Annotated in this window: 16 protein-coding genes and 1 pseudogene; 2 read left to right on the top strand and 15 right to left on the bottom strand. The window is 66.4% G+C overall.

Translation table 11 applies throughout. The annotated features are described in order from the left end of the window. Positions 1 to 8: 8 nt before the first annotated feature. The 7 genes and pseudogenes from OVA06_RS04225 to OVA06_RS04195 all read right to left on the bottom strand — a co-directional run bounded on the left by OVA06_RS04225 (position 9) and on the right by OVA06_RS04195 (position 8,870). On the bottom strand, positions 9 to 1,556 hold the full coding sequence (locus OVA06_RS04225; RefSeq protein ID WP_268156553.1) for an amino acid permease: 1,548 nt from the start codon (positions 1,554 to 1,556) through the stop codon (positions 9 to 11). 192 nt (positions 1,557 to 1,748) lie between these two features. Further along, positions 1,749 to 2,156, bottom strand: coding sequence for a DUF779 domain-containing protein (locus OVA06_RS04220; protein WP_268156551.1), 408 nt, complete (start codon positions 2,154 to 2,156; stop codon positions 1,749 to 1,751). Further along, on the bottom strand, positions 2,156 to 3,178 hold the full coding sequence (gene adhP / locus OVA06_RS04215; RefSeq protein WP_268156550.1) for an alcohol dehydrogenase AdhP: 1,023 nt from the start codon (positions 3,176 to 3,178) through the stop codon (positions 2,156 to 2,158). Before adhP ends, OVA06_RS04220 begins: the two co-directional genes overlap by 1 nt. 37 nt (positions 3,179 to 3,215) lie before the next feature. Beyond that, positions 3,216 to 4,740: pseudogene (gene exaC, locus OVA06_RS04210) on the bottom strand (acetaldehyde dehydrogenase ExaC). A 148-nt stretch (positions 4,741 to 4,888) separates the two neighbouring features. Beyond that, on the bottom strand, positions 4,889 to 6,235 hold the full coding sequence (locus OVA06_RS04205; RefSeq protein ID WP_268156549.1) for a GAF domain-containing protein: 1,347 nt from the start codon (positions 6,233 to 6,235) through the stop codon (positions 4,889 to 4,891). 111 nt (positions 6,236 to 6,346) lie between these two features. After that, positions 6,347 to 7,819, bottom strand: coding sequence for an FAD-dependent oxidoreductase (locus OVA06_RS04200; protein ID WP_268156548.1), 1,473 nt, complete (start codon positions 7,817 to 7,819; stop codon positions 6,347 to 6,349). Positions 7,820 to 7,871: 52 nt separating this feature from the next. Next, a complete protein-coding gene (locus tag OVA06_RS04195) occupies positions 7,872 to 8,870 on the bottom strand; it encodes a DNA topoisomerase IB (RefSeq protein ID WP_268156547.1) in 999 nt (332 codons plus the stop codon). 104 nt (positions 8,871 to 8,974) lie between these two features. Here OVA06_RS04195 and rarD point away from each other — a divergent pair, with 104 nt between their 5' ends. Beyond that, positions 8,975 to 10,000: an EamA family transporter RarD gene (rarD, locus tag OVA06_RS04190; protein ID WP_268156545.1), complete on the top strand. Its 1,026-nt coding sequence runs from the start codon at positions 8,975 to 8,977 to the stop codon at positions 9,998 to 10,000. A 10-nt stretch (positions 10,001 to 10,010) separates the two neighbouring features. Here rarD and OVA06_RS04185 read toward each other — a convergent pair whose 3' ends face one another. The 7 genes from OVA06_RS04185 to OVA06_RS04155 all read right to left on the bottom strand — a co-directional run bounded on the left by OVA06_RS04185 (position 10,011) and on the right by OVA06_RS04155 (position 20,540). Further along, positions 10,011 to 11,711, bottom strand: coding sequence for an endo-1,4-beta-xylanase (locus OVA06_RS04185; protein ID WP_268156543.1), 1,701 nt, complete (start codon positions 11,709 to 11,711; stop codon positions 10,011 to 10,013). A 27-nt stretch (positions 11,712 to 11,738) separates the two neighbouring features. Then, a complete protein-coding gene (locus OVA06_RS04180) occupies positions 11,739 to 13,532 on the bottom strand; it encodes a polysaccharide deacetylase family protein (protein WP_268156542.1) in 1,794 nt (597 codons plus the stop codon). A gap of 57 nt (positions 13,533 to 13,589) precedes the next feature. Next, positions 13,590 to 15,392, bottom strand: coding sequence for a polysaccharide deacetylase family protein (locus OVA06_RS04175; RefSeq protein ID WP_268156540.1), 1,803 nt, complete (start codon positions 15,390 to 15,392; stop codon positions 13,590 to 13,592). Continuing rightward, complete coding sequence (locus tag OVA06_RS04170) at positions 15,382 to 16,719, bottom strand: glycosyltransferase family 2 protein (protein WP_268156538.1); 1,338 nt, start codon at positions 16,717 to 16,719, stop codon at positions 15,382 to 15,384. Before OVA06_RS04170 ends, OVA06_RS04175 begins: the two co-directional genes overlap by 11 nt. 2 nt (positions 16,720 to 16,721) lie before the next feature. Then, complete coding sequence (locus OVA06_RS04165; RefSeq protein WP_268156536.1) at positions 16,722 to 17,210, bottom strand: hypothetical protein; 489 nt, start codon at positions 17,208 to 17,210, stop codon at positions 16,722 to 16,724. A 515-nt stretch (positions 17,211 to 17,725) separates the two neighbouring features. Then, positions 17,726 to 19,096, bottom strand: a complete 1,371-nt coding sequence (gene gabT / locus OVA06_RS04160) for a 4-aminobutyrate--2-oxoglutarate transaminase (RefSeq protein WP_056075635.1) — start codon at positions 19,094 to 19,096, stop codon at positions 17,726 to 17,728. 13 nt (positions 19,097 to 19,109) lie between these two features. Further along, entirely contained in the window at positions 19,110 to 20,540 is a 1,431-nt protein-coding gene (locus OVA06_RS04155; protein WP_268156534.1) for an aminobutyraldehyde dehydrogenase, read from the bottom strand. 166 nt (positions 20,541 to 20,706) lie between these two features. Here OVA06_RS04155 and OVA06_RS04150 point away from each other — a divergent pair, with 166 nt between their 5' ends. Then, a complete protein-coding gene (locus tag OVA06_RS04150; RefSeq protein ID WP_261619272.1) occupies positions 20,707 to 22,143 on the top strand; it encodes a PucR family transcriptional regulator in 1,437 nt (478 codons plus the stop codon). A gap of 36 nt (positions 22,144 to 22,179) precedes the next feature. On the opposite strand, the gene OVA06_RS04145 is transcribed toward OVA06_RS04150, so the two are convergent. Further along, positions 22,180 to 22,476, bottom strand: a complete 297-nt coding sequence (locus tag OVA06_RS04145) for a helix-turn-helix domain-containing protein (protein ID WP_056075641.1) — start codon at positions 22,474 to 22,476, stop codon at positions 22,180 to 22,182. Positions 22,477 to 22,537: the final 61 nt, after the last annotated feature.

Raw genomic sequence — 22,537 nt, 5'->3', positions numbered from 1 at the left:
GGGGCAGGTCAGGCGCGGGTGAATTCGTCCTCGTCGCCGGACTTGGATCCGGCGGCGCTGCCGTTGACTGCGGCGTCGGCGGCGCTGAACCGTTCGTTCAGGCGTGAGTGCCGCTGGCCGTAGGCGAAGTAGATTGCCAGGCCGATGGCCAGCCAGATGGCGAAGAAGATCCAGGTCTCCACGGCCAGGTTGGTCATCAGGTAGAGGCACAGCACGGCAGAAACCACCGGCAGGACCTTGCCGAACGGAACCCGGAAGGCCGGCTTCAGGTCGGGGCGCTTGCGGCGCAGCACCAGGATGCCCAGGCTCACCACCACGAAGGCGGAGAGGGTGCCGATGTTGATCATTTCCTCAAGCAGGTCAACGTTCGTCAGGCCGGCCACCAGGGCAACTGCCGCACCGCAGATGATCTGCAGGCGCACCGGGGTGGAGCGCTTGTCACTGGTTTTGGACAGGGAGCGCGGCAGGAGGCCGTCGCGGCTCATGGCCAGGACCACGCGGGACAGCCCCATGAGGAGCACCATGATCACTGTGGTCAGGCCGATCAGCGACCCGAAAGCGATGACCTTGGCGGCAGAGGTATCGCCCACGGCCTCGAAGGCGGTGGTGAGGGTGGGGTTGTCCGCTTCGGCCAGCTGGGTGTAAGACACCATGCCGGTCAGGGCCAGGGAGACAAGGATGTAGAGGAGCGTCACCACGGCCAGGCCGCCGAAGATGCCACGGGGAAGGGTCTTCTGCGGGGTCTTGACTTCCTCGGCGGAGGTGGCAACAACGTCGAAGCCAATGAAGGCGAAGAACACCAGCGCGGCTCCGGCGAAGATGCCGAGGGTGCCGTACTGCGCCGGTGCTGCACCGGTCAGGAAGCCGAAGAAGGACTGCTTCAGGACGTCTGCGGCGCCGGTGCCGCCGGTGGGCTCAGCTGCCGGGACGAAGGGGGCGTAGTTTTCGACCTTGACGTAGGTGAAGCCCACGACGATCACGAAGAGCACGACACCGATCTTGATGAGGGTGAAGATGTTGCCCACCCGGGCGGAGAGCTTGGTTCCCAGCACCAGCAGTACGGTGAAGATGGCCACGATCAGGAAGGCGCCCCAGTACAGGTCCACACCGCCGATCGCCAGCGCCGGCGGAACATCGGCGCCCATCAGTGCGAACACCTTGCTGAGGTAGATGCCCCAGTATTTGGCGATCACTGCCGCGGCCGTGAAGAGCTCAAGGATCAGGTTCCAGCCGATGATCCAGGCGAGGAGCTCACCCATGGTGGCGTAGGTGAACACGTAGGCTGAGCCGGCCACCGGAATGGCGGTGGCGAACTCGGCGTAGCACATGATGGCCAGCGCGCAGGTAACGGCAGCGATGGCGAAGGACACGGTCACGGCCGGGCCAGCGAAGTTGGCGGCGGCTTTGGCACCCACGGAGAAAATGCCGGCGCCGACGGCAACAGCGACGCCCATGATCATCAGGTCCCACGTGCTGAGGGAACGCTTGAGCTTGCGTCCGGGTTCATCGGCGTCGGCGATCGACTGCTCGATGGGCTTGGTCCGGAGAAGGTTCATAGGGATCACAATCCTGATTTGTGAAGGAAACAGACCTATCAACCGTAGTGTCCATCCAGTGGACGGTCACAATCGTCCCGAATAATGAGACAGGGAAAATGCAGAACTTTGTTCTGCCAAAAGCGCTTGGGACCCTCAAAGTGAGGGGCCCAAGCGCTTTTGAACCGAATCAAAGGCTTCGCCGGTTTCTGCTTAGGCCGGCCAGTCCATCAGGGTGGAGCGGATGAGGAAGCGTTTGCCTTCCGGCGCCTCCACTGAGAAGCCGCTGCCCCTGCCGGGTACCACGTCCACGGTCAGGTGGGTGTGGCTCCAGTAGTTGAACTGCTCCCGGGACATCCAGAATTCGAGGGGCTGCGGTTCCAGCCCGTCGGACAGGTCGAACAGCCCGAGCAGGACGTCCGCGTCGCCGGTCTGGAAGTCGCCGGCCGGGTAGCACATCGGCGAGGATCCGTCGCAGCAGCCGCCGGACTGGTGGAACATCAGCGGTCCGTGCTGCAGCCACAACCGGCGCAGCAGGTCCGCAGCGTCCGGCGTGAGCGCCACCCGGGAGAAGTCCTCCCCGGGCAGCGTCACGGCGGCCTGCAGGCTCTCCGGGGACATCAGAACCTCAGGACCACGCGGCCGTCGATCTTTGCGTGCTTCATCTCATCGAAGACCGCGTTGACCTCGGACAGTTCCCGGACTGAGACGGTGGGGTGGATCTTTCCCTGCGCGTAGAAGTCCAGGGCCTCTTCCAGGTCCTGCCGGGTACCCACGATGGAGCCGCGGACGGTCAGGCCCTTGAGCACAATCTCGAAGATCGGTGCCGGAAAGTCGCCCGGCGGCAGCCCGTTGAACACAATGGTGCCGCCACGGCGCGCCATGCCGATGGCCTGCCCGAACGCTGAAGGGTGCACCGCGGTAACCAGCACCCCATGGCAACCACCTGTCTCGCGCTGGATCACCTCTGCCGGGTCTTCGTGCAGGGCATTGACCGTCAGGGCCGCACCGTGGGCCTTCGCCAGGGCGAGCTTGTCGTCGGCGATGTCCACGGCGGCCACCCGAAGGCCCATGGCAACGGCGTACTGCACGGCAATATGGCCCAGCCCGCCGATCCCGGAGATGGTGACCCACTGCCCGGGCTGCGCCTCCGTCATCTTCAGGCCCTTGTAGACGGTGACGCCGGCGCAGAGCACCGGCGCCACCTCGACGGGGTCGGATCCCGCCGGTATGCGGGCGGCGTACCGGGTGTTGACGAGCATGTACTCGCCAAAGGACCCGTCCACGCTGTAGCCGCCGTTCTGTTGTGCCTCGCACAGGGTCTCCCAGCCGGTGCGGCAGTACTGGCAGTCGCCGCAGGCGGACCACAGCCAGGCATTTCCCACCATGTCCCCGACAGCGAGGTCGGTGACGCCTTCGCCGAGTGCCACCACCTCACCGACGCCTTCGTGGCCGGGCACGAACGGCGGGGTGGGCTTGACGGGCCAGTCGCCTTCCGCGGCATGGAGGTCGGTGTGGCAGACGCCGGTGGTGAGGACCTTCACGAGGGCCTCCCCCGGGCCGGGGGTGGGGATGGGCAGCTCCTGGACCTGGAGGTCGGAGCCAAAGGTGTTGACCACTGCTGCTTGCATTGTCGTCGTCATTGGCGATCCTTGCGTTGATGGAGGTGTGGATCCGGGCCTAGAAGAAGCCCAGCTTGTTCTCGTTGTAGCTGACCAGCAGGTTCTTGGTCTGCTGGTAGTGGTCCAGCATCATCGCGTGGTTCTCGCGGCCGATGCCTGAGGACTTGTAGCCGCCGAACGCGGCACCCGCCGGGTAGGCGTGGTAGTTGTTGACCCAGACGCGGCCGGCCTGGATTTCGCGGCCTGCGCGGTAGGCGATGTTGCCGTTGCGGGACCAGACGCCGGCGCCAAGCCCGTAGAGGGTGTCGTTGGCGATGCCCATGGCGTCGTTGTAGTCGCTGAACTTTGTCACCGCCACCACGGGCCCGAAGATCTCCTCCTGGAAGATCCGCATCCGGTTGTGGCCTTCGAAGACGGTGGGCTGGACGTAGAAGCCCCCGGCCAGGTCGCCGGGCAGTTCGGCGCGGGCACCGCCGGTGAGGATCTTTGCGCCCTCCTGCTTTCCGATGTCGATGTAGGAGAGGATCTTTTCGAGCTGGTCGTTCGAGGCCTGCGCGCCCACCTGGGTCTCGGTGTCCAGCGGGTTTCCCTGCACCATCCTCTCCACCCGGGCCACGGCGTCGGCCATGAAGGAGTCGTAGATGTCTTCCTGCACCAGGGCTCGGGACGGGCAGGTGCAGACTTCGCCCTGGTTGAAGGCGAACAGGGCGAACCCTTCCTGGGCCTTGTCGTAGAACGCGTCGTCGGCCTGGGCAACATCGCCGAAGAAGATGTTCGGGCTCTTGCCGCCGAGCTCCAGGGTGACCGGGATCAGGTTCTGGCTGGCGTACTGGCTGATGAGGCGGCCGGTGGTGGTTTCGCCGGTGAAGGCGATCTTGCGGATCCTGGAGCTGGAGGCGAGGGGCTTGCCGGCCTCCACGCCGAAGCCGTTGACCACGTTGACCGCACCGGCGGGCAGCAGGTCACCGATGAGTTCCATGAGGACCAGGATGGACGACGGCGTCTGCTCGGCGGGCTTGAGCACCACGGCATTACCGGCGGCCAGCGCCGGGGCCAGCTTCCAGACGGCCATCAGGATGGGGAAGTTCCAGGGGATGATCTGGCCTACGACACCGAGCGGCTCGTGGAAGTGGTACGCGGTGGTGTCGTCGTCGAGCTGTGAAAGGGAGCCTTCCTGGGCCCGGACGGCCGAGGCGAAGTAGCGGAAGTGGTCGGCGGCGAGCGGGAGGTCGGCGTTGAGGGGTTTCGCGGATGGGCTTGCCGTTGTCCCAGGATTCGGCGACGGCGAGCATTTCGAGGTTTTCGTCAATGCGGTCCGCGATCCTGTTCAGGATGGCGGCGCGCTCAGCCACGGACGTCTTGCCCCACGACGGTGCGACCTTGTGTGCGGCGTCCAGCGCGAGTTCGATGTCCTCTGCGGTGCCGCGGGCCACTTCGCAGAACGCCTTGCCCGTTACCGGCGTGATGTTTTCGAAGTACTGGCCCTTGACCGGGGCCACCCATTCGCCGCCGATCCAGTTCTCGTAACGGTCCTTGAAGGTGACCTTCGAGCCCTCGGTACCCGGCTGTGCGTAAACGGTCATTGCGTAGCTCCTTTGCTGTGCAGAAGGCCTTCCCGTGCGGGATGAGCCGATGCAGCCAGCGTAGGAGCAGGGGGGTTGCAGCAAGGTTGCAACAAGGTGATGCAGGTCACCGCAACCTTGCAGGGCGCGTACGACGGCGCGCCAGGCCTTAGGCGCTGAGTTCGGCCTCCAGCCGTTCCAGTTCGGCGACGACGCCGGCCCGCTTGGGTGAGCGCGGCGGCAGGAGGCGGAGCGCGGCACGGCGGATCCCGACGTCGTCCCTCGCCTCGGGGAGCGCGGCGTAGCGCAGCAGCGAATCGGCGCTGCCGTCCGTAAGGACAGCCTCGCGCAGGAGTGACGAGACCTTGTTTCGGAGGTCGACGATGCCCGGCGCCTCGGACCGCGGCAGCACCGCGCCCCGGTAGATCTCCAGCGCAATGCGGTGGGCGCCGCGCCGCAGGCAACTCAGCACCTGGCCACTGTCCGGTACCAGGTCCAGCGGGAGCCGGTAGGGCCGGGATTCGGGCACGGCGCCCGGGTTGAGCTGTTGCAGGACCTTCCGCAACCGCACCATTTCAGCCCGCAGGGTGATGCTGGAACCCTCCGCCGGGTAGAGCAGGACGCACAGTTCCTCGGCGCTCAGCCCGTCCGGGTGCGTGCTCAGCAGGGCCAGGATCTCGCTGTGCCGGGCGGACAGCGCAACGGTCTTGCCCTCGATGCTCAGCAGTGCCTGGTCGCGGCCCAGCAGCTGGAGGCTGTTGCGGTACAGGCTGCCCTCCCGCGCACCACCGCCCGGTGTGCGGGCAGCGGATGCCGTGGACCGGCGTCGTACGGACGTGCCCGCCAGGTGCGCGGCGGCCTGGAGCCGCTCCACCCGCAGCTGCGCCTGGGCCGCCGCCACGGTGGCCTCCACCAGCGACAGGGTGTGCGGGGCCACTGCGGCCGCCGTTCCGGTGATGTCCACAACCCCCAGCAGCGCGCCGGAATCGGGGTCGTGGAAGGGCACGGCAGTGCAGCTCCAGGGATGGACGGCCCGCTGGTAGTGCTCAGCACCGGCGATCTGGATCCCGCGGCCCAGCGCCAGGGCAGTTCCCGGGGCGCTGGTGCCTACGGTAGCTTCGGACCAGTCGGCGCCGGCAACGAACATCATGCCTTCCGCGCGGCGCTGCAGCGAGGGATCCCCGTCCACCCACAGCAGCCGGCCCACCTCGTCACCCACCGCCACCAGGAGCCCGGTGTCGTGGCTGGGCTGGACCAGGAGCTTGTTGATGACCGGCATGATGGTGGCCAGCGGATGCCGGCTCCGGTAGTCATCAAGTTCATCGTGGTCCATGGCCAGCGGCGCGGCAGGGTTGTCCGGGTTGGCCTTGAACCCGGCGGAGCGGAGCCAGGACTCACGGATCAGGGAGCGCAGGCCGGGAACGTCGGGGGCGTCAGGAAACGGGCCGCCGTCGAGTTTCTCGTGGGCGGCCAGGGCACTGCGCTGCAGCGGCTCCGGCTGGGTGAGGTTCTTCATCGAACTCCTGTGCTGCTGTGCTGCTGTGCGTTCTGAGGACACGGCGTCAGCACGCCGGCCAGGGGATGCTCGCCATTGTAGCGGGCACCGGTCCCCGGCGGGAGCCCGGTGTCAGCCGCGGGAAATGCGGATCATGTCCTCGCGCGGAACCACCTTGATGCGTTCGCGGACCACATGGTCCAGGCCTTCCGGACCGGTCCAGGCGGCGCCGAGGCCCGCCTCGTGCGCATCGAGCCTGTTCCAGCCCTCCCACGTGGTGTACTCGATCCCGCGTTCCTCAAGCAGGTCGATGATGGCCTGCGGATCAGGGTTGCTGGCCGCCGGCAGGGTGAGGCGGTCTTCCAGCAGGAAGCCGATGGTTTCCAGGGCGTCGCCCTTGGTGTGGCCGATGAGCCCCACCGGTCCGCGCTTGATCCAGCCGGTGGCGTAGATGCCCGGGACGGGGTTGCCTTCGGCGTCCAGCACCCGGCCGCCCTCGTTGGGGATGACGCCGCGTTTGGCATCGTATTCCAGCTCATCCAGCGCCGAGCCGTGGTAGCCGATGGCACGGTAGACGGCCTGGACGGGATACTCCACGTACTCCCCGGTGCCTTTGGCGTTTCCGGTGCCATCCAACTGCATGCGTTCGAATTTGATCCCGGCCACCTTGCCGCCGGCAGCGTCCCCGCCCCCCGGAAGTATCTCTACGGGGCTGTGCAGGAAGTGCAGGTGCAGCCGGCGGGAGGAAGGATTCTCCGATTCCGCATGCTCCTCCACCAGCCAGTTGGTGAGGGTGTTCACCATGGTCTTGATCTGGTTGTTGCTGCGGATGGCCTCGTCCGAGGCTTCGTCGAACTCGAAGTCCTCGGGGTACAGGACGATGTCCACATCATTCATGTGGCTGAGTTCGCGCAGTTCCAGCGGGGTGAACTTCACCTGGGCCGGGCCGCGGCGGCCAAAGACGTGCACGTCCGTGACCGGGGAAGATTTCAGTCCCTGGTACACGTTGTCCGGGATTTCCGTGGTGAGAAGTTCCTCCGGGTGCTTGACCAGCATGCGCGCCACGTCCAGGGCCACGTTGCCGTTGCCGATGACGGCGATTTCCTTGGCCTCCAGCGGCCAGTCACGCGGAACATCAGGGTGGCCGTCGTACCAGGAGACGAAGTCCGCGCCGCCGAAGGACCCCTGCAGGCTGATGCCCGGGATGTCCAGGTCCGCATCCTTGATGGCGCCCGTGGAGAAGATCACGGCGTCGTAGAACGCGCGGAAATCGTGCAGGGTGAGGTCGCGGCCGTAGGTTACGTTGCCAAGGAAGCGGATGTCGCCGCGGTCCAGGACCTTGTGCAGGGCGTTGACGATGCCCTTGATGCGGGGGTGGTCCGGAGCCACGCCGTAGCGGATCAGGCCATAGGGTGCGGGGTAGGCCTCGAACAGGTCGATGCTGACCTCGAAATCGCCGTCCTTCACGCCGCTGGACTTGGTGAGGATGTCCGCAGCATAGACGCCCGCCGGTCCTGCGCCCACGATGGCGACGCGGAGGGGACGGGTGGAGCTGATAGCGCTGGGAGTGGACACCGGGAGCCCTTCTGGCCTGATCACATGCATGATTCGCGGAGCGCGCCTGGTTGGGTGGCGCAACAGCTTCCCATTCTAGGCCTCAGCCGCTTTTCGCCAGCGGTACAACGTCACCTTCGCGGTACAGCAGGGCCCGGAGCTCTGCTTCGGCGGACTCGATCCGGTGGGGGTCGATGGTTTCGCCGTCATTGAAGTGGTCCACGACCCGCGGGTCCACATAGCTTTTCCGGGCAATCGAGGGCGTGTTCCCCAGCACTTCGGCCGCATCCATCATGGCCCGGCTGACGGCCCGCTTCCGCTTGGCCACGGTAGGTTGCGTTCCGGTCCGGGCCAGGCTGGCGGCCGCTGCCAGGGTGCCGCGCAGGGTGCGGAAGTCCTTCGCCGTAAAGTCGGAGCCGGTGCGTTCCTTGACGTAGGCGTTGATGTCCGCGCTGGTGACCGGCCGCCAGCTCCGGCCGTCCTTGTAGGCCAGCAGCCGGGCGTTGCCACCGCGCCGTTTGAGCAGCCGCACCAGGGCGGCGAGGTCGGCGTCGCGGATTTCCGATTCCCAGTCCTTGCCGCTCTTGGCCGGGAACCTCAGCAGGATCCGGTCCTTGCGCACCTGGACGTGGGCGCACAGCAGGGTGGCCAGTCCGCGGCTGCCATTTTCGTTGGTGTACCGTTCGGATCCCACGCGCAGGGAGCCGCTATCCAGCATCCGGAAGGCTCCGGCCAGCACACGTTCGCGGGTGAACCCTTCGCTGCGCAGGTCCATGGTGACCCGCCGACGGGCTACCGGCAGCGACTCGGCGAGCTGCAGCGACCGGTCGAACTTGAGCCGGTCCTTCCGTTCGCGCCATTGCGGGTGGTAGATGTATTGCCGGCGGCCCACAGCGTCCACGCCCGTGGCCTGGATGTGCCCGTTTTCGAACGGGGCTATCCACACGTCGGTCCACGCCGGCGGGATACCGATGCTTTCCAGCCGCTCCCGCACCGGGCCGGACGGCAGCGTTGAGCCGTCAAGGTCCCGGTAGCTGAAGCCCTTTCCGGCGGGAATCCGGCGGTAGCCACGGCCCGAGGCGTTGCTGCGACGGAGCCTCAAGGGGCCACGTCCGGCAGGTAGGCATAATCCATGAAAGCAAGCGTACTGACTAATTGCCGGATTTCGGACCCGCTGCTTGGAATACCGGGCCGGCTGCTGATGTTATGGGTTCCGTGCCGAACCCCGATTCCTCCGTCCCCGCAGCTCCTCCCCCTGCTTCCACCCACGCCCCGGACCGTCCGGACGCGGCGGCCCCCAAGGCCGCGGACAAGGACACGACGGCGGGCGTCCTCTTCGGCATCGGAGCGTACGGGCTGTGGGGGCTGCTCCCGCTGTACTTCTTCGTGCTCAAGCCAGCCGGCGCCGTCGAGATCGTGGCAAACCGCGTGGTGTGGTCCCTGCTGTTCTGCGCCCTGTTGGTCACCGTGACGAGGGCGTGGCCCGCCCTGATCACCGCGCTCCGCACCCGGGCCGTCTTCGGTTCCCTGGCGCTGGCGGCCTTCCTTATCGCCGTCAACTGGCTGACGTACACGTACGGCGTGACCACCAACCAGGCGGTGGAAACCTCGCTGGGCTACTTCATCAACCCGCTGGTTTCCGTGCTGCTCGGCGTGTTCGTCCTCAAGGAGAAGCTGCGGGCGCTGCAGTGGGCCGCCGTCGTCATCGGTTTCATTGCGGTGGGGGTGCTGACCTACTCTTACGGCAAGCTGCCTTGGATTGCCCTGACGCTGGCGTTCAGTTTTGGCCTGTACGGCTTCGTGAAGAAGCGCGTGGGGCCCCGGGTGGACGCCGTGACCAGCCTCAGCGTGGAAACCGTGGTGCTGGCACCGTTCGCGGCCGCCGCCATGGTGGCCCTCGGCGTTTCGGGCGCCGCCACCCTGACCACCCAGGGCGCCGGCCACTTCTGGCTGCTCCTGGCCTCCGGCGTGATCACCGCGGTTCCCCTGGTGTTCTTCGGCGCCTCCGCTCGCCGGCTGCCGATGACCACCATCGGCCTGCTGCAGTATTTCGCCCCGGTCCTGCAGTTCATCGTGGCCCTCGTGGTGTTCCGCGAAGCCATGACCACAGAGCGCTGGATCGGCTTCGGCGTGGTGTGGGTGGCGTTGCTGCTGCTCACGGTCGACATGCTCCGGACCGCCCGGAAGAACGCTCTGGCCAGGCGGCGGACTCCGGTGCAGGCCGCCGGCTGAGCGGCCCGGGTCAACCGCCCAGCACTGTCCTTATCGCGTCGTAGGGTGGGGTCGGCTTCCCGTTTTCGAACAGGTAGTCGTGGCCCTGCTGCAGGCTGCCGTCATCGTCGATCAGCCAGTCGTAGCGGTTGTCCACGCCCCACGTCGTGTAGGAGACGCAGGCGCTCGAGCGCAGGCAGGTGTCCAGGACCGTGGCGTACTGCGCGGCCTGGACGTCCGTGCCGTCGTCGTCCGCCACGTCGTTTTCCGAGATGCGGACGTGCAACCCGGCGTCCTGGAAGTTCCGCAGTGTTTCGGCGAGGTCGCCGGCCGGGATGGCGTCGGTTTCGATGTTGTAGACGTGGGCCTGGAGGCCCACGCCGTATATGTGGCCGCCCACCGCATTCGCGTCCAGGGCGAGCTTGAGCAGCGCGTCCTGGCGTGGCCCCGGAACGTCGGCCCCGTTCTCGTTGATGTACTGCTTCACCTGCGGATCGGCCGCGTAGACGGCCTGCGATACGACGGCCGGGTAGGCCGGTCCGAAGACGCGGTACCAGATGTTCTGCTGGAGGTCCGTGCCCTGGTCGACGTCGAAGGGTTCATTGACAACGTCCAGCGAATCCAGCCGGCCTTCGAAGTGCGATACGACCGCCGTGACGTAGTCGAGCAGGGCCCCCGCACTGGCGCTGCGTTCCGCTTCGGTGCCCGCGGGAAGTTCCTGCATCCAGCGGGGCATTGCCTCCGTGAAGGCGATGGTGTGCCCGTGCACGGCCATGCCCTTGCTTTGGGCGACCCCGAGGATCGCGTCCGCCTCTTCGAAGGTGTAGACACCCTGCTGCGGTGAGAGGTTCTGCGCCTTCATGGCGTTTTCCGGGGTGATGGCGCCGAAATTTCCTACGAGCACCCGCGCATATTCGGCGTCCGAGGCCAGCGGGCCGAGTGCCACCGCGGCCCCGATCCTGAAGTCCGGACGGATCCGTGCCGCCAGGGCCTGCAGGCCATCGGGCAACTGGCTTGCCTGGACGACGGCGGGGCCAGCCGTGGTCAGTGAGGCGCCGCCGGGAGCGGTGGCGGTGAGGGAACTGACCTGGAACGAGCCGCCGTCGCTCGCGAGTCCCAGCCACAGCTGCCCGGAGTTGAAGATGCCGCGAAGGGACTGCGACAGCACAGTGTCCCCTCCGCTGGCCACCTCGAGCTTGTCCCCTGACCGGCGCACTGTAAGTTCGGCCCCGGGGTCCTGGAGCCGGACGTGCTCATCGTGTGCCGGCTGGGGGTTGGTCACGGACTTTTGGCGTGAGCCGTCAAAGACCGCGATGTCCAAGTTATCGCCGCGCAGGGTGAGCCGCAGGCCCGCGGGTTCGATCCGAAATTCGTCGGCGATCACCGGAGGGCTGTCATAGACCGTCAGGGACGCATCGGCTGTCACATCCGTGAACGCTGCGCTGAGGGTGAAGTCGCCCGTGGCCACAAGGTGGGTTCCGGCCAGGTTGACCGGCGGGTTCGGCTGCCCTCCCCCGCCGTCCTGTTCCACGATGCTCCGTGACGTGGCCGCCACCCGCAGCCCGCCGCCGTCGGGCGTCACCCCGGGCGTGTGCCGCCAGTCCTGCTGGAGCAGGTTGACCACCATGTCAGGCTCCGGATTGTCCGGCGTGCAGCCGGCAAGGGCGAGCAGGATGCCGGACGCCAGCACGATCACTGCGCGCGGGCGCCGGGCCATCCTGTTTCCTCCCATGTAGTGGCCTCAATCCTGGACCGGGCGTCAGGGCTTGGTCCAGCGGACGTCGTCGAAATACGCCTGCAGTCCGGAATTGGCCTGGACGATGACCTGCAGGCTTGCCTTCGCCACCGCGGTGGTGCTCGGTGAGTACGTCAGGTCCACGTTGGTCACTCCAGCAGCTGCCACGCCGAGTTTGTACTGCCCCGAGATCCATTGTCCGGCCGCGTTGTACTCGTCGATGTAGAAGCCCACCTCACCGCTGGTGCGGGCCGCGACATTCAGGTACCCGGCAATGTTGTAGGCCCCGGGAGTCACCGCCACCTGAGGTGAGAACAGGTGCTTGTTCGCCGTCGCGGCCGTCAGTTTGACGGAGTTGACCGGGTTCGCGGGGCTCCCGTGGTTGGCGGCGTCCGCCACGATGGTGGGCGCGGAGTCAGTGGTCCAGCCCGAGCCGATGCCGGCGTCGAAGGTGCCGTTGGCCACCAGGTTGGTGGACGTTGGCGGCGGCGGGGTGGTCCCTGCGGTCAGTGCGAGCAGCTGCACGTTGTCCAGGTAGGCCGTGATGCCGGTGCCGGTCACCCACACCTGAAGGCTCGCCTTGGCCACATTGGTGGAGCTGGGCGTGTAGGTGAAGTTCATGGCCTCCACCCATCTGGTGTTCTCGCGCTTGCGGAACTGTCCGGAGATCCACTGCCCGGCCGCGTTGTACTCGTCCACGTAGAAGCCCACTTCGCCGCTGGTGATGGCGGCAACGTTCAGGTAGGACTTGAACAGGTAGTTCGTGGTCGGTGACACCGCCACGGCCGGGGAGAACAGGTGCCCCGTGGCCGTCCCGGAAACCATCTTGATGGACCTGGCTGCGTCCGGGAAGCTGCCGTTGGTCGCGGCGTCGGCCGTGATCGCGGCAGGTGCATCGGTACGCCATCCGTCGGCGATTCCCGTGTTGAACGTCGGGTTGGGCATCAGGTTCGGTGAACCGGTCACGAGGCCCTTGCTGACGTTGACGTTGCGGATTTGCCCGGCCGCCACCTTGGTCTTCACATAGGCGGCGAGCTGGTCCAGTTCCGCGGTGCCGTACTGGTAGTCATCGGGGACCTGGCTCGGGTTGGGCCGGATGTCATGGAACGTGAAGACGACCCATTGCTTGTTGGCGATGGCCGCATCCACCTGGGCCTTCAGCGCCGCCACCGGCGTGGTGACCTCCTGCACCGGGACGTTGCGGAGCAGGTAGTCGCCCAGGGGCCAGATGTTGTTGCCCGTGTCGGCGAAGCCGCGCATGGAGCTGTAGTACTTGGCTACGCGCGCAATCGTGGGCATGTCGTAATCGCCGTAGGGCGGCGCAAAGGCCGTGGCGTTGATGCCCTGGGCGGCCAGTGCCGACTTGCTGTTCGCCAGCTGGGCCTCAACCTGGGCTGCGGTGAGCTTGTTTGCCTGGCAGTCATCGCCAACGCTGACGAGGCACTGGTGGTTGACGGTGTGCGACCCGATTTCCCAGCCGTAGGTGTTCTGCAGCTGCAGGATCTGGCTCCACGTCATGTAGGGCACGTCGGTGTTGGCGCGGCAGGTGTTGGGTACTGTCGTCATGCCGACGCAGCCGGTTGCGACGTAGTTCGTGCCTGTCAGCCCGTATTTCTGGAGGGTGGGCGCTGCCTGCGTCAGCGCGCTTTGGGCACCGTCATCGAAAGTGAAGGACACGAGGGGTCCGGGTGCGGGGTTGTCCACAGCCGCGTTGGCGGCCGAGGGCGTCAGCAGCGCGGCGGCCATGGCCACCACCGCCACCACGGTGCTCATGAGCTTGACGCGCCACGGCGCCAGGCTGGATCTGGTTCCGGTCATGTGCTGTTCCGTTCCTATTTGGGGCCGGCGGCGCCGGGTTACACCGCCGAAGTCTGGTCAGGGTCCCTGTAGCTTCTCGAAGGCCTGTATGACCGGCTGGACCTCGATATTGCTGTCGTCGACAAGCTGCAGCTGGGCGGCGAGGACGTCGCTGGTGATGGTGCTCCGGTCCGCCGCGATGCTGTGCTCCTGGGTGCCGGTGGACTGCTGCGTGGCTATCTGGTGGTAGACGAGGATGAGCCATCCGTTCATCCGGGCCGTCTCGGCGAGCGCTTCGGACAAGGTGGCCATGGTGGTCTGGTCGGTCACGTAGAAGACCTTCAGGTCCTGCTGGTCCAGGCTTTGCCGCGTATTTATGCCATCGTCCGTGCCGCGGACAATGTCAAAGTACTTGTTGGCGTACCAGTCCACCTGCGGGTCGTGGCGGCCGTACGGGGGTGCCAGGTCCCGGGTTTCAAAACCGGCCGCTGCCAGCGCCTCTTCGCTCCTGCGCACCTGTTCGTCCAGGCGGTCCGCCCCGATGGAGGTCAGGTCCACGTGCTCGTAGCTGTGCGCGGCGATTTCGTGCCCGGCCTGGTGCAGTTGCTGCACCTCTGCTGCGGTCATGAAGTTGGGCGTCTCGATGGAACTGGCGTTGATGTACTGGGTCGACCGGAAACCGTGCTGGTCCAGCAGCGGAAGTGCGCGGTCGTACACCGATTGCCACCCGTCGTCGAAGGTGATCGAGACCATCGGCTGGCTCCACCGGAGGGGGCCGGGCTTCGTCGTGTCGGTGAGCGAGTGGTTGCGGACGCTGGTGGTGCCGTCCCCGTGGGCCACCAGGGTGACCATAGCTGAGGTGGCTCCGGCGGGCGCCTGGAATGACTCGCTGACGGTGGTCCACTCTCCAGCCGGCAGCACGGTCTCAAGGCTTTGGAACGCGCGGCCTCCGTTGGCGAGCTCGAACTCGGCCACCACGTCCACCTCCCGGTCCGACCGGTAAGTGGCACCGAATTCGAAAGACCTGTCACCGGTCACCGGGATGGGCTGGTACTGCCACTTTGCCTCGCCGGCCTTGTAATTGGAGATCCGGTTCCAGAGATAACTGCCGCCTGCGTCCTGGCTCCGGCCGGACTCCGCCGTCAGCGCCCCGGAAGAATAGGGGGACCATGCATCAGGTCCGGCAGGCTGGATCCCCGTGAGGCCAGGGTTTGGGATGAGGTTCGGGCCAGGCGGCGGTGAGGGCAGGAGCAGGACGTCGTTGGCCGGCTCCAGGTAGGCTCCTTCAATCTTGAGTGCGCCGTCCGATGCCAGCCGGAAGACGTATTCGACGGCGATTGTCGCCTCGCCACTGTCGAAGGCATCGCTCACCGTGTAAGGGGTGGTTCCCGGCCGCTCCAGCGGGTTCCGGAGTTGCTCCAGCACGGTGCTGCCATCGGCCTGGTAGCGGCGGGCCAGCAGGGTGAAGTCGGTGTCGCTGGATGCAAAGGCCTTGAAAAGGTAGGTCTGATGGGGCTTGACGTCGACGCGGGGGGTTGTCAGCGTGACGTCGCCCGCGGCGTAGCCGGAGATGTCCAGCCGGAGCGCCTGGCTTTGCAGCTCTCCGGCGGCCAGATCGAGCGAGGTCTCTGCGGTCCCGCTGCGCCGGACGGTCCAGCCACCCACATGCCCGGCCGGGTCCGGCTGGCCGGATGCCGCGGGGGTGATCCCGCCGGTCGGGTCGAAGGCCGGGAGCAGGTTGGCGCCGGGCCGGGCCTGGGCCAGGCTGCCGGCCCCCCGCGTGTACAGCAGCCAGCCGGCGGTGATCAGTGCCACCACTATCAGAATGACCACCAGCGGATTCAGCAGCACCCGCAGGAGCCGCCGGCGCTTACGTGGCACGGGCCACCACCAGGCTGCCGGCCCGCTGCGGTGACTTCCAGGTGTTGATTTCGGAACGCCGGAAAAGGCCCCGGGAACGCAGGATGCAGCGGATTGCCGCCGTCAGCTGCACCAGGTCCATGATGTAGAACAGGAAGTATGCCGTGGGCGAGTAGACGGACAGCCTGCCGCGCTCCCGCACGGTCAGGTTCTCGTCCATCCACACGGTGAGCAGTGTGTAGGCGGTGATGGTGGCGTAGGCACCGAGGATCAGTGCCGGAGTGTGCGTGGCCAGCGACCAGTAGACCGCGTACGTCCAGGCCAGTGGCGAAACCAGGAGCGTGAACTCGCTCAGCAGGGCCATCGGCATCCGGTAGTACGTCAGCGCCGGCGTGTACTTGCGGCTCGGGTTGAGCATCATGCCGCGGTACTTGATGAGGTTCTGGATGCTCCCGTACTTCCAGCGGCAGCGCTGCTTCGCCAGGGCGCGGAGCGAGAGCACGCCCTCGGTCTTGGCAACCACGTCGGCGCCGTAGATCATGCGGAAACGCCGGTTGCCCAGGTTGGTGATTTTCGCGCTCAGCCCGATGTCTTCGGTGACCGTGTCAGTGTCGTAGAAATCGACCTTCCGCAGGACGCGCATCCGGTAGGTGGAAGCCACGCCACCCACCACGAACTCGGCGTTTAGCAGCGAGTAGAGCTTCTTGGAGCGGTAACCGATCATGTGCTCGAACCGTTGCAGGATGCCGAGCACGGTCGTCTCGTCCAGGATCTGCACGTTCGCGGCGACACCGGCGACGCAGGGGTCGTCGAAGTAGGACAAAGCGTTGGTGATGGTGTCCGGACCGATGATCGAATCGGCGTCGAGCGTCATGGCGAACTGTCCGCGGGCGTGCCGTCGAAGCACGGCGTTGAGCGCCGCGCCCTTGCCGATGTTGTGGCGCATCCGCACAAGGTGCAGCTCCATCGTGGGATGCCTTACCTGATAGTCGCGGACAAGCCGGCCGGTCAGGTCCGACGACGCGTCATCGGCGACGAAGACTTCGAAGTTGCGGTAACTGCTCCCGGCGATGGAGTCGAGGGTCCGGACGATGACGGATTCCTCGTTGTGGGCGGCAATGATGATCGACACCAGCCCCGGCACTTCGGGGAGCGCCCGGCGGATCCAGGTGGCCGTCGCAGCGCATTCCGGCTGGAACTCGCCGGGGGCCCGCACACCCCGCATCCCCTTCCGGCGCTGCTGCCAAATGTCGTAGAAGTTGGCACCCGTAAGGTAGAGGCCGAAGTGGATGACGTAGAGGATGCTGACGCCGGCGAACAGCCAAAAGATGGCGAGAGCGAAGTCCATCCTCACCCCTCCGTTGAGCCGGCAAGCGCAGGCATGTGCCTGGTGCGCCGGCTGCGGAAGATGCGGCGGTGTACCTGTGCGGGTGCCGCTGCGGTTGCCGGCGCCTGGGCGGGCTGCAAATCTTCCCTGGGGGAGGCACCTGACGCCATGACCTCGACGGGTCCGCCCGCGGAAAGTTCAGCCTGGGTGTCCGCGGCGGCCACCGGAACGGGAGTGAACACTGCTGGCATCAGCGCCTCGGGTGCCAGTGCAGGCGGCGCCAAAACCTCGGGCGTCAGAACAGGCGGCGCCAGCGCAGCGGCAAGTGCCCTGCGGGTGGCACCCCTTCGATACAAGCCCACGCCAACGAACCGGATCACCACAGTGAGGACCACCAGCCCCCACAGCACCAGGCTCAGTTGGGCTACGAAATCGAGCAGGCCTTCAAACATGGCCCCGTCCCGGCCGAAGGTGGCCTGTGCAGGCACTGCAAAGCTTTCGATGCCCCTCATCGGAGGCCCTCCGTTGCTGTGTACGACAACTGCATCGCGTCGTTTCCCCTCTGTGTTGTGCAGGATGTCCTTCGCCGGCTTCGGGTGATGCCGCTGCAGCCGCTCAAACCCTGTGCCGCCGTCCGGATGTTGGTAGGCGCTTACTCGCTTCGCTGTGAGGCGTTCGTCATTGTGGAGGGGCTTCGCCGTCCGGAAACTCCTCAAAGTTGCACTCCAGGGGCCGCTTTCCGGGTCCCGGTGTGTCCAAGTTACGAGTAGCTGAGGATGCTTAACACGAGTACCAAGTACTCCAAAAAATTCTTGGGGATACTTACCGCAACCTGCCTTAACTACCGGGTGGTTAGGTGTTTGCCGGGCGGGCAAGTAGGGGGCATTAGGTAGTCCGCCTTCTCCGGGACGGGGAGTGGGTAGTTAGCCCGGGAAAACGGCACCGAAAACCGGGAAAACCTGTTAACCAAAAAGGCAGCACCCCCGCAATGCGGGGGTGCTGCCTTTGGTTCTTGGCGGCCTGCTGTTTAGGCGTTGGCCTTGATGGCGGCGGCCAGGACATCGAGGCCGTCGTTCAGCAACTCGTCGGTGATGACCAGCGGCGGGAGCAGCCGGATGACGTTGCCGTAGGTGCCGCAGGTGAGGATGATGACGCCTTCCTTCAGGCAGGCGGCGGCAACAGCCTTGGTCAGTTCCGGGTTGGGCTCCTTGGAGCCTGCCTGGACCAGTTCGATGGCGAGCATGGCACCGCGGCCGCGGATGTCACCAATCACTGCGGAGCCGGCACCGGCCAGTTCCTCCTGCAGGGCGCTGAGCCTGGTGGTGGCCAGTTCCTCGATGTGCTTGGCGCGGGCGTTGAGGCCGTACTCTTCCATGGAGCCGATGGAGGCCAGCGCAGCGGCGCAGGCCACGGGGTTGCCGCCGTAGGTGCCGCCGAGTCCGCCCGGGTGGACGGCGTCGAGCAGGTCTGCCCTGCCAGTGATGGCGGACAGCGGCATGCCGCCGGCGATGCCCTTGGCCATGGTGATGATGTCAGGAACGACGCCTTCGTGGTTGACGGCGAACCATTCACCGGTGCGGCAGAAGCCGGACTGGACTTCGTCGGCAATGAAGACGATGCCCTTGTCCTTGGCCCAGGCGGCCAGTGCCGGCAGGAAGCCCTCGGCCGGGACGATGAAGCCGCCTTCTCCCTGGATGGGTTCGATGATGATCGCGGCCACCTGGTCGCCGCCGATCTGCTTCTCGATGGCGGTGATGGCGCGCTTGGCTGCCTCGGCACCGGTGATCGAGGGGTTTTCCTCGCGGTACGGGTAGCTCATGGGCATCCGGTAGACCTCGGGGGCGAAGGGGCCGAAGTTGGTCTTGTACGGCATGGCCTTGGCGGTAAGCGCCATGGTGAGGTTGGTGCGGCCGTGGTAAGCGTGGTCGAAGGCCACGACGGCGTCGCGCCCGGTGGCCAGGCGGGCCACCTTGACCGCGTTTTCCACGGCCTCTGCGCCGGAGTTGAAGAGCACAGTGCGCTTCTCGTGGTCACCCGGGGTGAGCCGGTTCAGCTGCTCGGCAACAGCCACGTAGCCCTCGTAGGGCGTGACCATGAAGCACGTGTGCGTGAAGTGCTCCACGGCTTCCTTGACGGCACCGACGACGGCGGGATCGGACGCTCCCACGCTGGTCACCGCGATGCCTGAGCCGAGGTCGATGAAGGAGTTGCCGTCCACGTCCTGGATGATGCCGCCGTCGGCGTCCGCCACGTAGACGGGAACGCTGGAGGCGACGCCGGCCGCGACGACCGACTTGCGGCGTTCGGTCAGTGCCACCGACTTGGGGCCGGGGAAGTCGGCCTGGACGCGGCGCTTCTGCTCCAGGCGGTAGGTGATGTCTGCTGCAGTGGTGGTCATGAGGGGTTTCCTTCTAGGAGTCGAGGGCGGACATCACGTGCTTGATGCGCGTGTAGTCCTCCACGCCGTACATGGAGAGGTCCTTGCCGTAGCCGGACTGTTTGAAGCCGCCGTGGGGCATTTCGGCGGTGAGGAGAATGTGGGTGTTGATCCAGACAGCGCCGAAGTCGAGGTCCCGGCTCAGGCGCATGGCGGTTCCGTGGTTGGTGGTCCAGACGCTGGAGGCAAGGGCGTATTCAACCCCGTTGGCCAGCTCCACGGCTTCTTCCTCGGTGCTGAATTTCTGGACCGTGATGACAGGGCCGAAGGTCTCCTGCTGCACCACGTCGTCGGTCTGCTTGGCGCCGGTGATGATGGTGGGCTCGAAGAAGTAGCCCTTCTCCCCCGCCCGGTGGCCGCCGGTTTCGATGCGGCAGTTGGCCGGGAGGTTTTCCACCACGGACGTGACGGCGTTGAAGTGGTTCACGTTGTTCAGCGGCCCGAAGTAGTTGTCTTCGTCGTTCTGCGAACCGGTGTGCAGGGTCCTGGTGTGCTCCACCATGGCGGCGACGACGTCGTCGTGGACTGAATCCTCAACCAGCACGCGGGTGATGGCCGTGCAGTCCTGGCCGGCGTTGAAGAAGGCGAATTCGGCGATGGCCGCGGCGCTCTTCTTGATGTCGGCGTCCTTGAAGACGATGGCCGGTGCCTTGCCGCCAAGTTCCAGGTGGGCGCGCTTGAGGCTCTTGGCGGCACCGGAAGCGACGGCAATGCCGGCACGGACCGAACCGGTGATCGACACCAGGCCGGGGACCTTGTGGTCCACCATCATGGCGCCGGTCTTGCCGGTTCCGAGGACAACGTTCAGGACGCCCGCCGGCAGGATCTCTCCGGCCAGCCGGGCGAGGACCAGTGTGGACTCCGGAGTGGTGTCCGAGGGCTTGAGGACCACGGTGTTGCCGGCGGCCAGGGCCGGGCCGATCTTCCAGATGGCCATCAGGAACGGGTAGTTCCACGGAGCCACCTGGGCTACGACGCCAATGGGCTCGCGGCGGACGTACGAGGTGTGGCCCTCGAAGTACTCACCGGCGGACTTGCCCTCAAGGATGCGGGCGGCACCGGCGAAGAACCGCAACTGGTCGGCGCCGGCGGCAACTTCCTCGGACGCAATCAGGGAGCGGACCTGGCCGGTGTTGCGGTGCTGGGCCTCGACGAGTTCGTCGCTGTTGGCCTCGACGGCGTCGGCGAGCTTGAGCAGCATCAGCTGGCGCTGGCCCGGGGTTGCGTGCTTCCACGACTTGAACGCCTCCGCGGCCGCGGCCATGGCAGCGTCCACGTCCGCCTGCACAGAGATCGGCGAGTGCGCCACGACGTCCCCGTTGGTGGGGTTGACCACGTCCAGCACCTCGGTGCCGGCGGGAGTGACGAACTTTCCGTTGATGAAGTTCTGCAAGGTTTGGACCACGGTGTGCAACCTCTTTCATAGGGGCCAACGCGCCCGGCGGAGACCACGGCGGATGGATGGAACTGCCTTGAGCCTATGCCAGCCCCCAACCCGAGTGAATAGCCACCTGCACACCCTTCGCGCAAGGACTTAGTGCGGTTGTCCAGCATCCCCGTATCCTTGTTCCATGGCCATTTCCCTCGCCGCCCTGCTGGGCGTGAACTCCCTGAAGCTGTCCAAGGCAGGGGTTGCCGAGACCACCTGGCACCAGGACATTAACTGGGTTGCAGTCACGGAGCTGGAGGACCCGCAGCGGTTCCTCAACGGCGGCGAACTGATCCTCACCACAGGGCTGCGGTTGAAGTCCGCGCCGGAGCAGCGCCGCTTTGTCCGGCAGGTCCAGCGGGCCGGCGCGGTGGGGATCGGGTTTGGGGTGGGACTCTCGCACGATGCTGTGCCGCCGGCGCTGCTGGCGGAGGCAAACCGGTGGGGCCTGCCTGTGGTGGAAGTCCCGTACGAGACCCCCTTCATCGCCATCACCAAGCTGGTGGCGGATGCGCAGTCCGCGGACCATTACTCCAAGCTTGAACGCCTGATCGCCGGGCACCAGATCCTGGCCCGTGCGCTGCTGACCGGCGGCGGCCTCGCGGAACTGCTGAAGCAGCTCGGCAGCATGCTGCGCACAGACATCGCGCTCACACAGTTCACGGCCCAGCTGTACAACAGCAGCACCGCCACCCCCGCAGCCGATTCCTGGTCCTCCTTTCCCATCCCCACCGGCCGCCGGGACGCCTGCACGCTCTGGGTCCGCCAGCCGTTCGAGGACACGGGAATCGTGGGCTATGCGCAGAACCTCATCAGCGTGGAGCTGAACAACATGGTCAAGCAGCGGCAGGCGCAGCGTGCCCTGTGCGGCCAGGTGCTCGAGGACGTCATCCACGGCGCCCTGGAGACCAGCGAGGCGCAGCGGAGGCTGGCCGGGGTGGGCATTAACAGCACCCGCAAGAACGTCGTGCTGCTGGCTGTCTCCCCCGCCCACCACAAGGCCTTGGGGAGTACGTCTGTTCCGCGCGCGCTGGAAGGCGCGGTAGCCGCCGTCGTGGGTAAGGACCTGGTGGTGGTGATCAACGACGACGGCGGGGCGGCGCCGGCCCTGGCCCGCCAGCTCAGCGACCACCTGGCAGAGGCGGGCATCCACGCAACCATCGGCATCGGCGGCGCCTACACGAAGCCGAACGGCCTGCGCTGGAGCTACTTTGAGGCCCGCGATGCCGCAGGCCACGGGCTGCCGGTGAACGAACCTGAAAGGTTGAGCCTGACTTCGCTCCTGCTGGCCAGCGAGGACGTGCCCCTGGCGGACATGGCCCACGAATCGCTGAACCCGCTGCGGGCCTTCGATGCCGCCCACGGCGCCGAGCTGATGACCACCCTGGAGAGCTACCTGACCAACAACGGTTCGGTGGCAGCCGTGGCGGAGCAGCTCACGCTGCACCGGAACACTGTCCGGTACCGGCTGGCCCAGATCACCGAACTGACCGGGTACGACCCCTCGGTCACGCCGGACCGGGTGCAGCTATGGCTTGCCCTGGCCGTGGCGCGCCTGTCCGCGCGGCAGGGGAAATAGCCGCCCAATGACCGGGAGCGGGCCAGGTGCTGGAGCCTAGGACGCGAGGCGCTGTGGAGCCGTTCGGGAAGTAGCGCGCGCCGCTGACGGCGGTTCATTGATCTCTGCCCACACGGCGTCGAGGGACAGCCCCAGGACGTCGGCGATGGCCGCAATGGTGGGGAAAGCAGGCGTGGCCACGCGGCCTGACTCGATTTTCCGCAGGGTCTCCGGTGACACCAGGGCGTCGAGCGCAGTCTCAAGCATCGAGCGGTCCCCCCGGGCACGCCGCAGCAGCGCGCCGAGGCGTTGCCCGCGCTCGACTTCTTCGGGGGTAAGCGGCAGTCTGACCATGGTTCCAATAGTAATACCGGGATAATATGACCGGTATAGTTATTGGCCGTGAAGCCTGCTG

Origin of the sequence: Pseudarthrobacter sp. SL88, from assembly GCF_026672455.1 — a bacterium.
GTDB lineage: Bacteria > Actinomycetota > Actinomycetes > Actinomycetales > Micrococcaceae > Arthrobacter.
Note: the sequence above shows the minus strand (reverse complement) of the source record. Positions and strands in the feature narration are given on the sequence as shown.

What these genes read in the sequence shown, in the direction of transcription:
- OVA06_RS04185 (WP_268156543.1), bottom strand. Translation starts at nt 11,711, where the DNA reads ATGGGAGGAAACAGGATGGCCCGGCGCCCGCGCGCAGTGATCGTGCTG.
- OVA06_RS04225 (WP_268156553.1), bottom strand. Translation starts at nt 1,556, where the DNA reads ATGAACCTTCTCCGGACCAAGCCCATCGAGCAGTCGATCGCCGACGCC.
- OVA06_RS04150 (WP_261619272.1), top strand. Translation starts at nt 20,707, where the DNA reads ATGGCCATTTCCCTCGCCGCCCTGCTGGGCGTGAACTCCCTGAAGCTG.
- gabT (WP_056075635.1), bottom strand. Translation starts at nt 19,096, where the DNA reads ATGACCACCACTGCAGCAGACATCACCTACCGCCTGGAGCAGAAGCGC.
- OVA06_RS04220 (WP_268156551.1), bottom strand. Translation starts at nt 2,156, where the DNA reads ATGTCCCCGGAGAGCCTGCAGGCCGCCGTGACGCTGCCCGGGGAGGAC.
- adhP (WP_268156550.1), bottom strand. Translation starts at nt 3,178, where the DNA reads ATGACGACGACAATGCAAGCAGCAGTGGTCAACACCTTTGGCTCCGAC.
- OVA06_RS04165 (WP_268156536.1), bottom strand. Translation starts at nt 17,210, where the DNA reads ATGAGGGGCATCGAAAGCTTTGCAGTGCCTGCACAGGCCACCTTCGGC.
- OVA06_RS04180 (WP_268156542.1), bottom strand. Translation starts at nt 13,532, where the DNA reads ATGACCGGAACCAGATCCAGCCTGGCGCCGTGGCGCGTCAAGCTCATG.
- OVA06_RS04170 (WP_268156538.1), bottom strand. Translation starts at nt 16,719, where the DNA reads ATGGACTTCGCTCTCGCCATCTTTTGGCTGTTCGCCGGCGTCAGCATC.
- OVA06_RS04200 (WP_268156548.1), bottom strand. Translation starts at nt 7,819, where the DNA reads ATGCATGTGATCAGGCCAGAAGGGCTCCCGGTGTCCACTCCCAGCGCT.
- OVA06_RS04205 (WP_268156549.1), bottom strand. Translation starts at nt 6,235, where the DNA reads ATGAAGAACCTCACCCAGCCGGAGCCGCTGCAGCGCAGTGCCCTGGCC.
- rarD (WP_268156545.1), top strand. Translation starts at nt 8,975, where the DNA reads ATGGGTTCCGTGCCGAACCCCGATTCCTCCGTCCCCGCAGCTCCTCCC.
- OVA06_RS04145 (WP_056075641.1), bottom strand. Translation starts at nt 22,476, where the DNA reads ATGGTCAGACTGCCGCTTACCCCCGAAGAAGTCGAGCGCGGGCAACGC.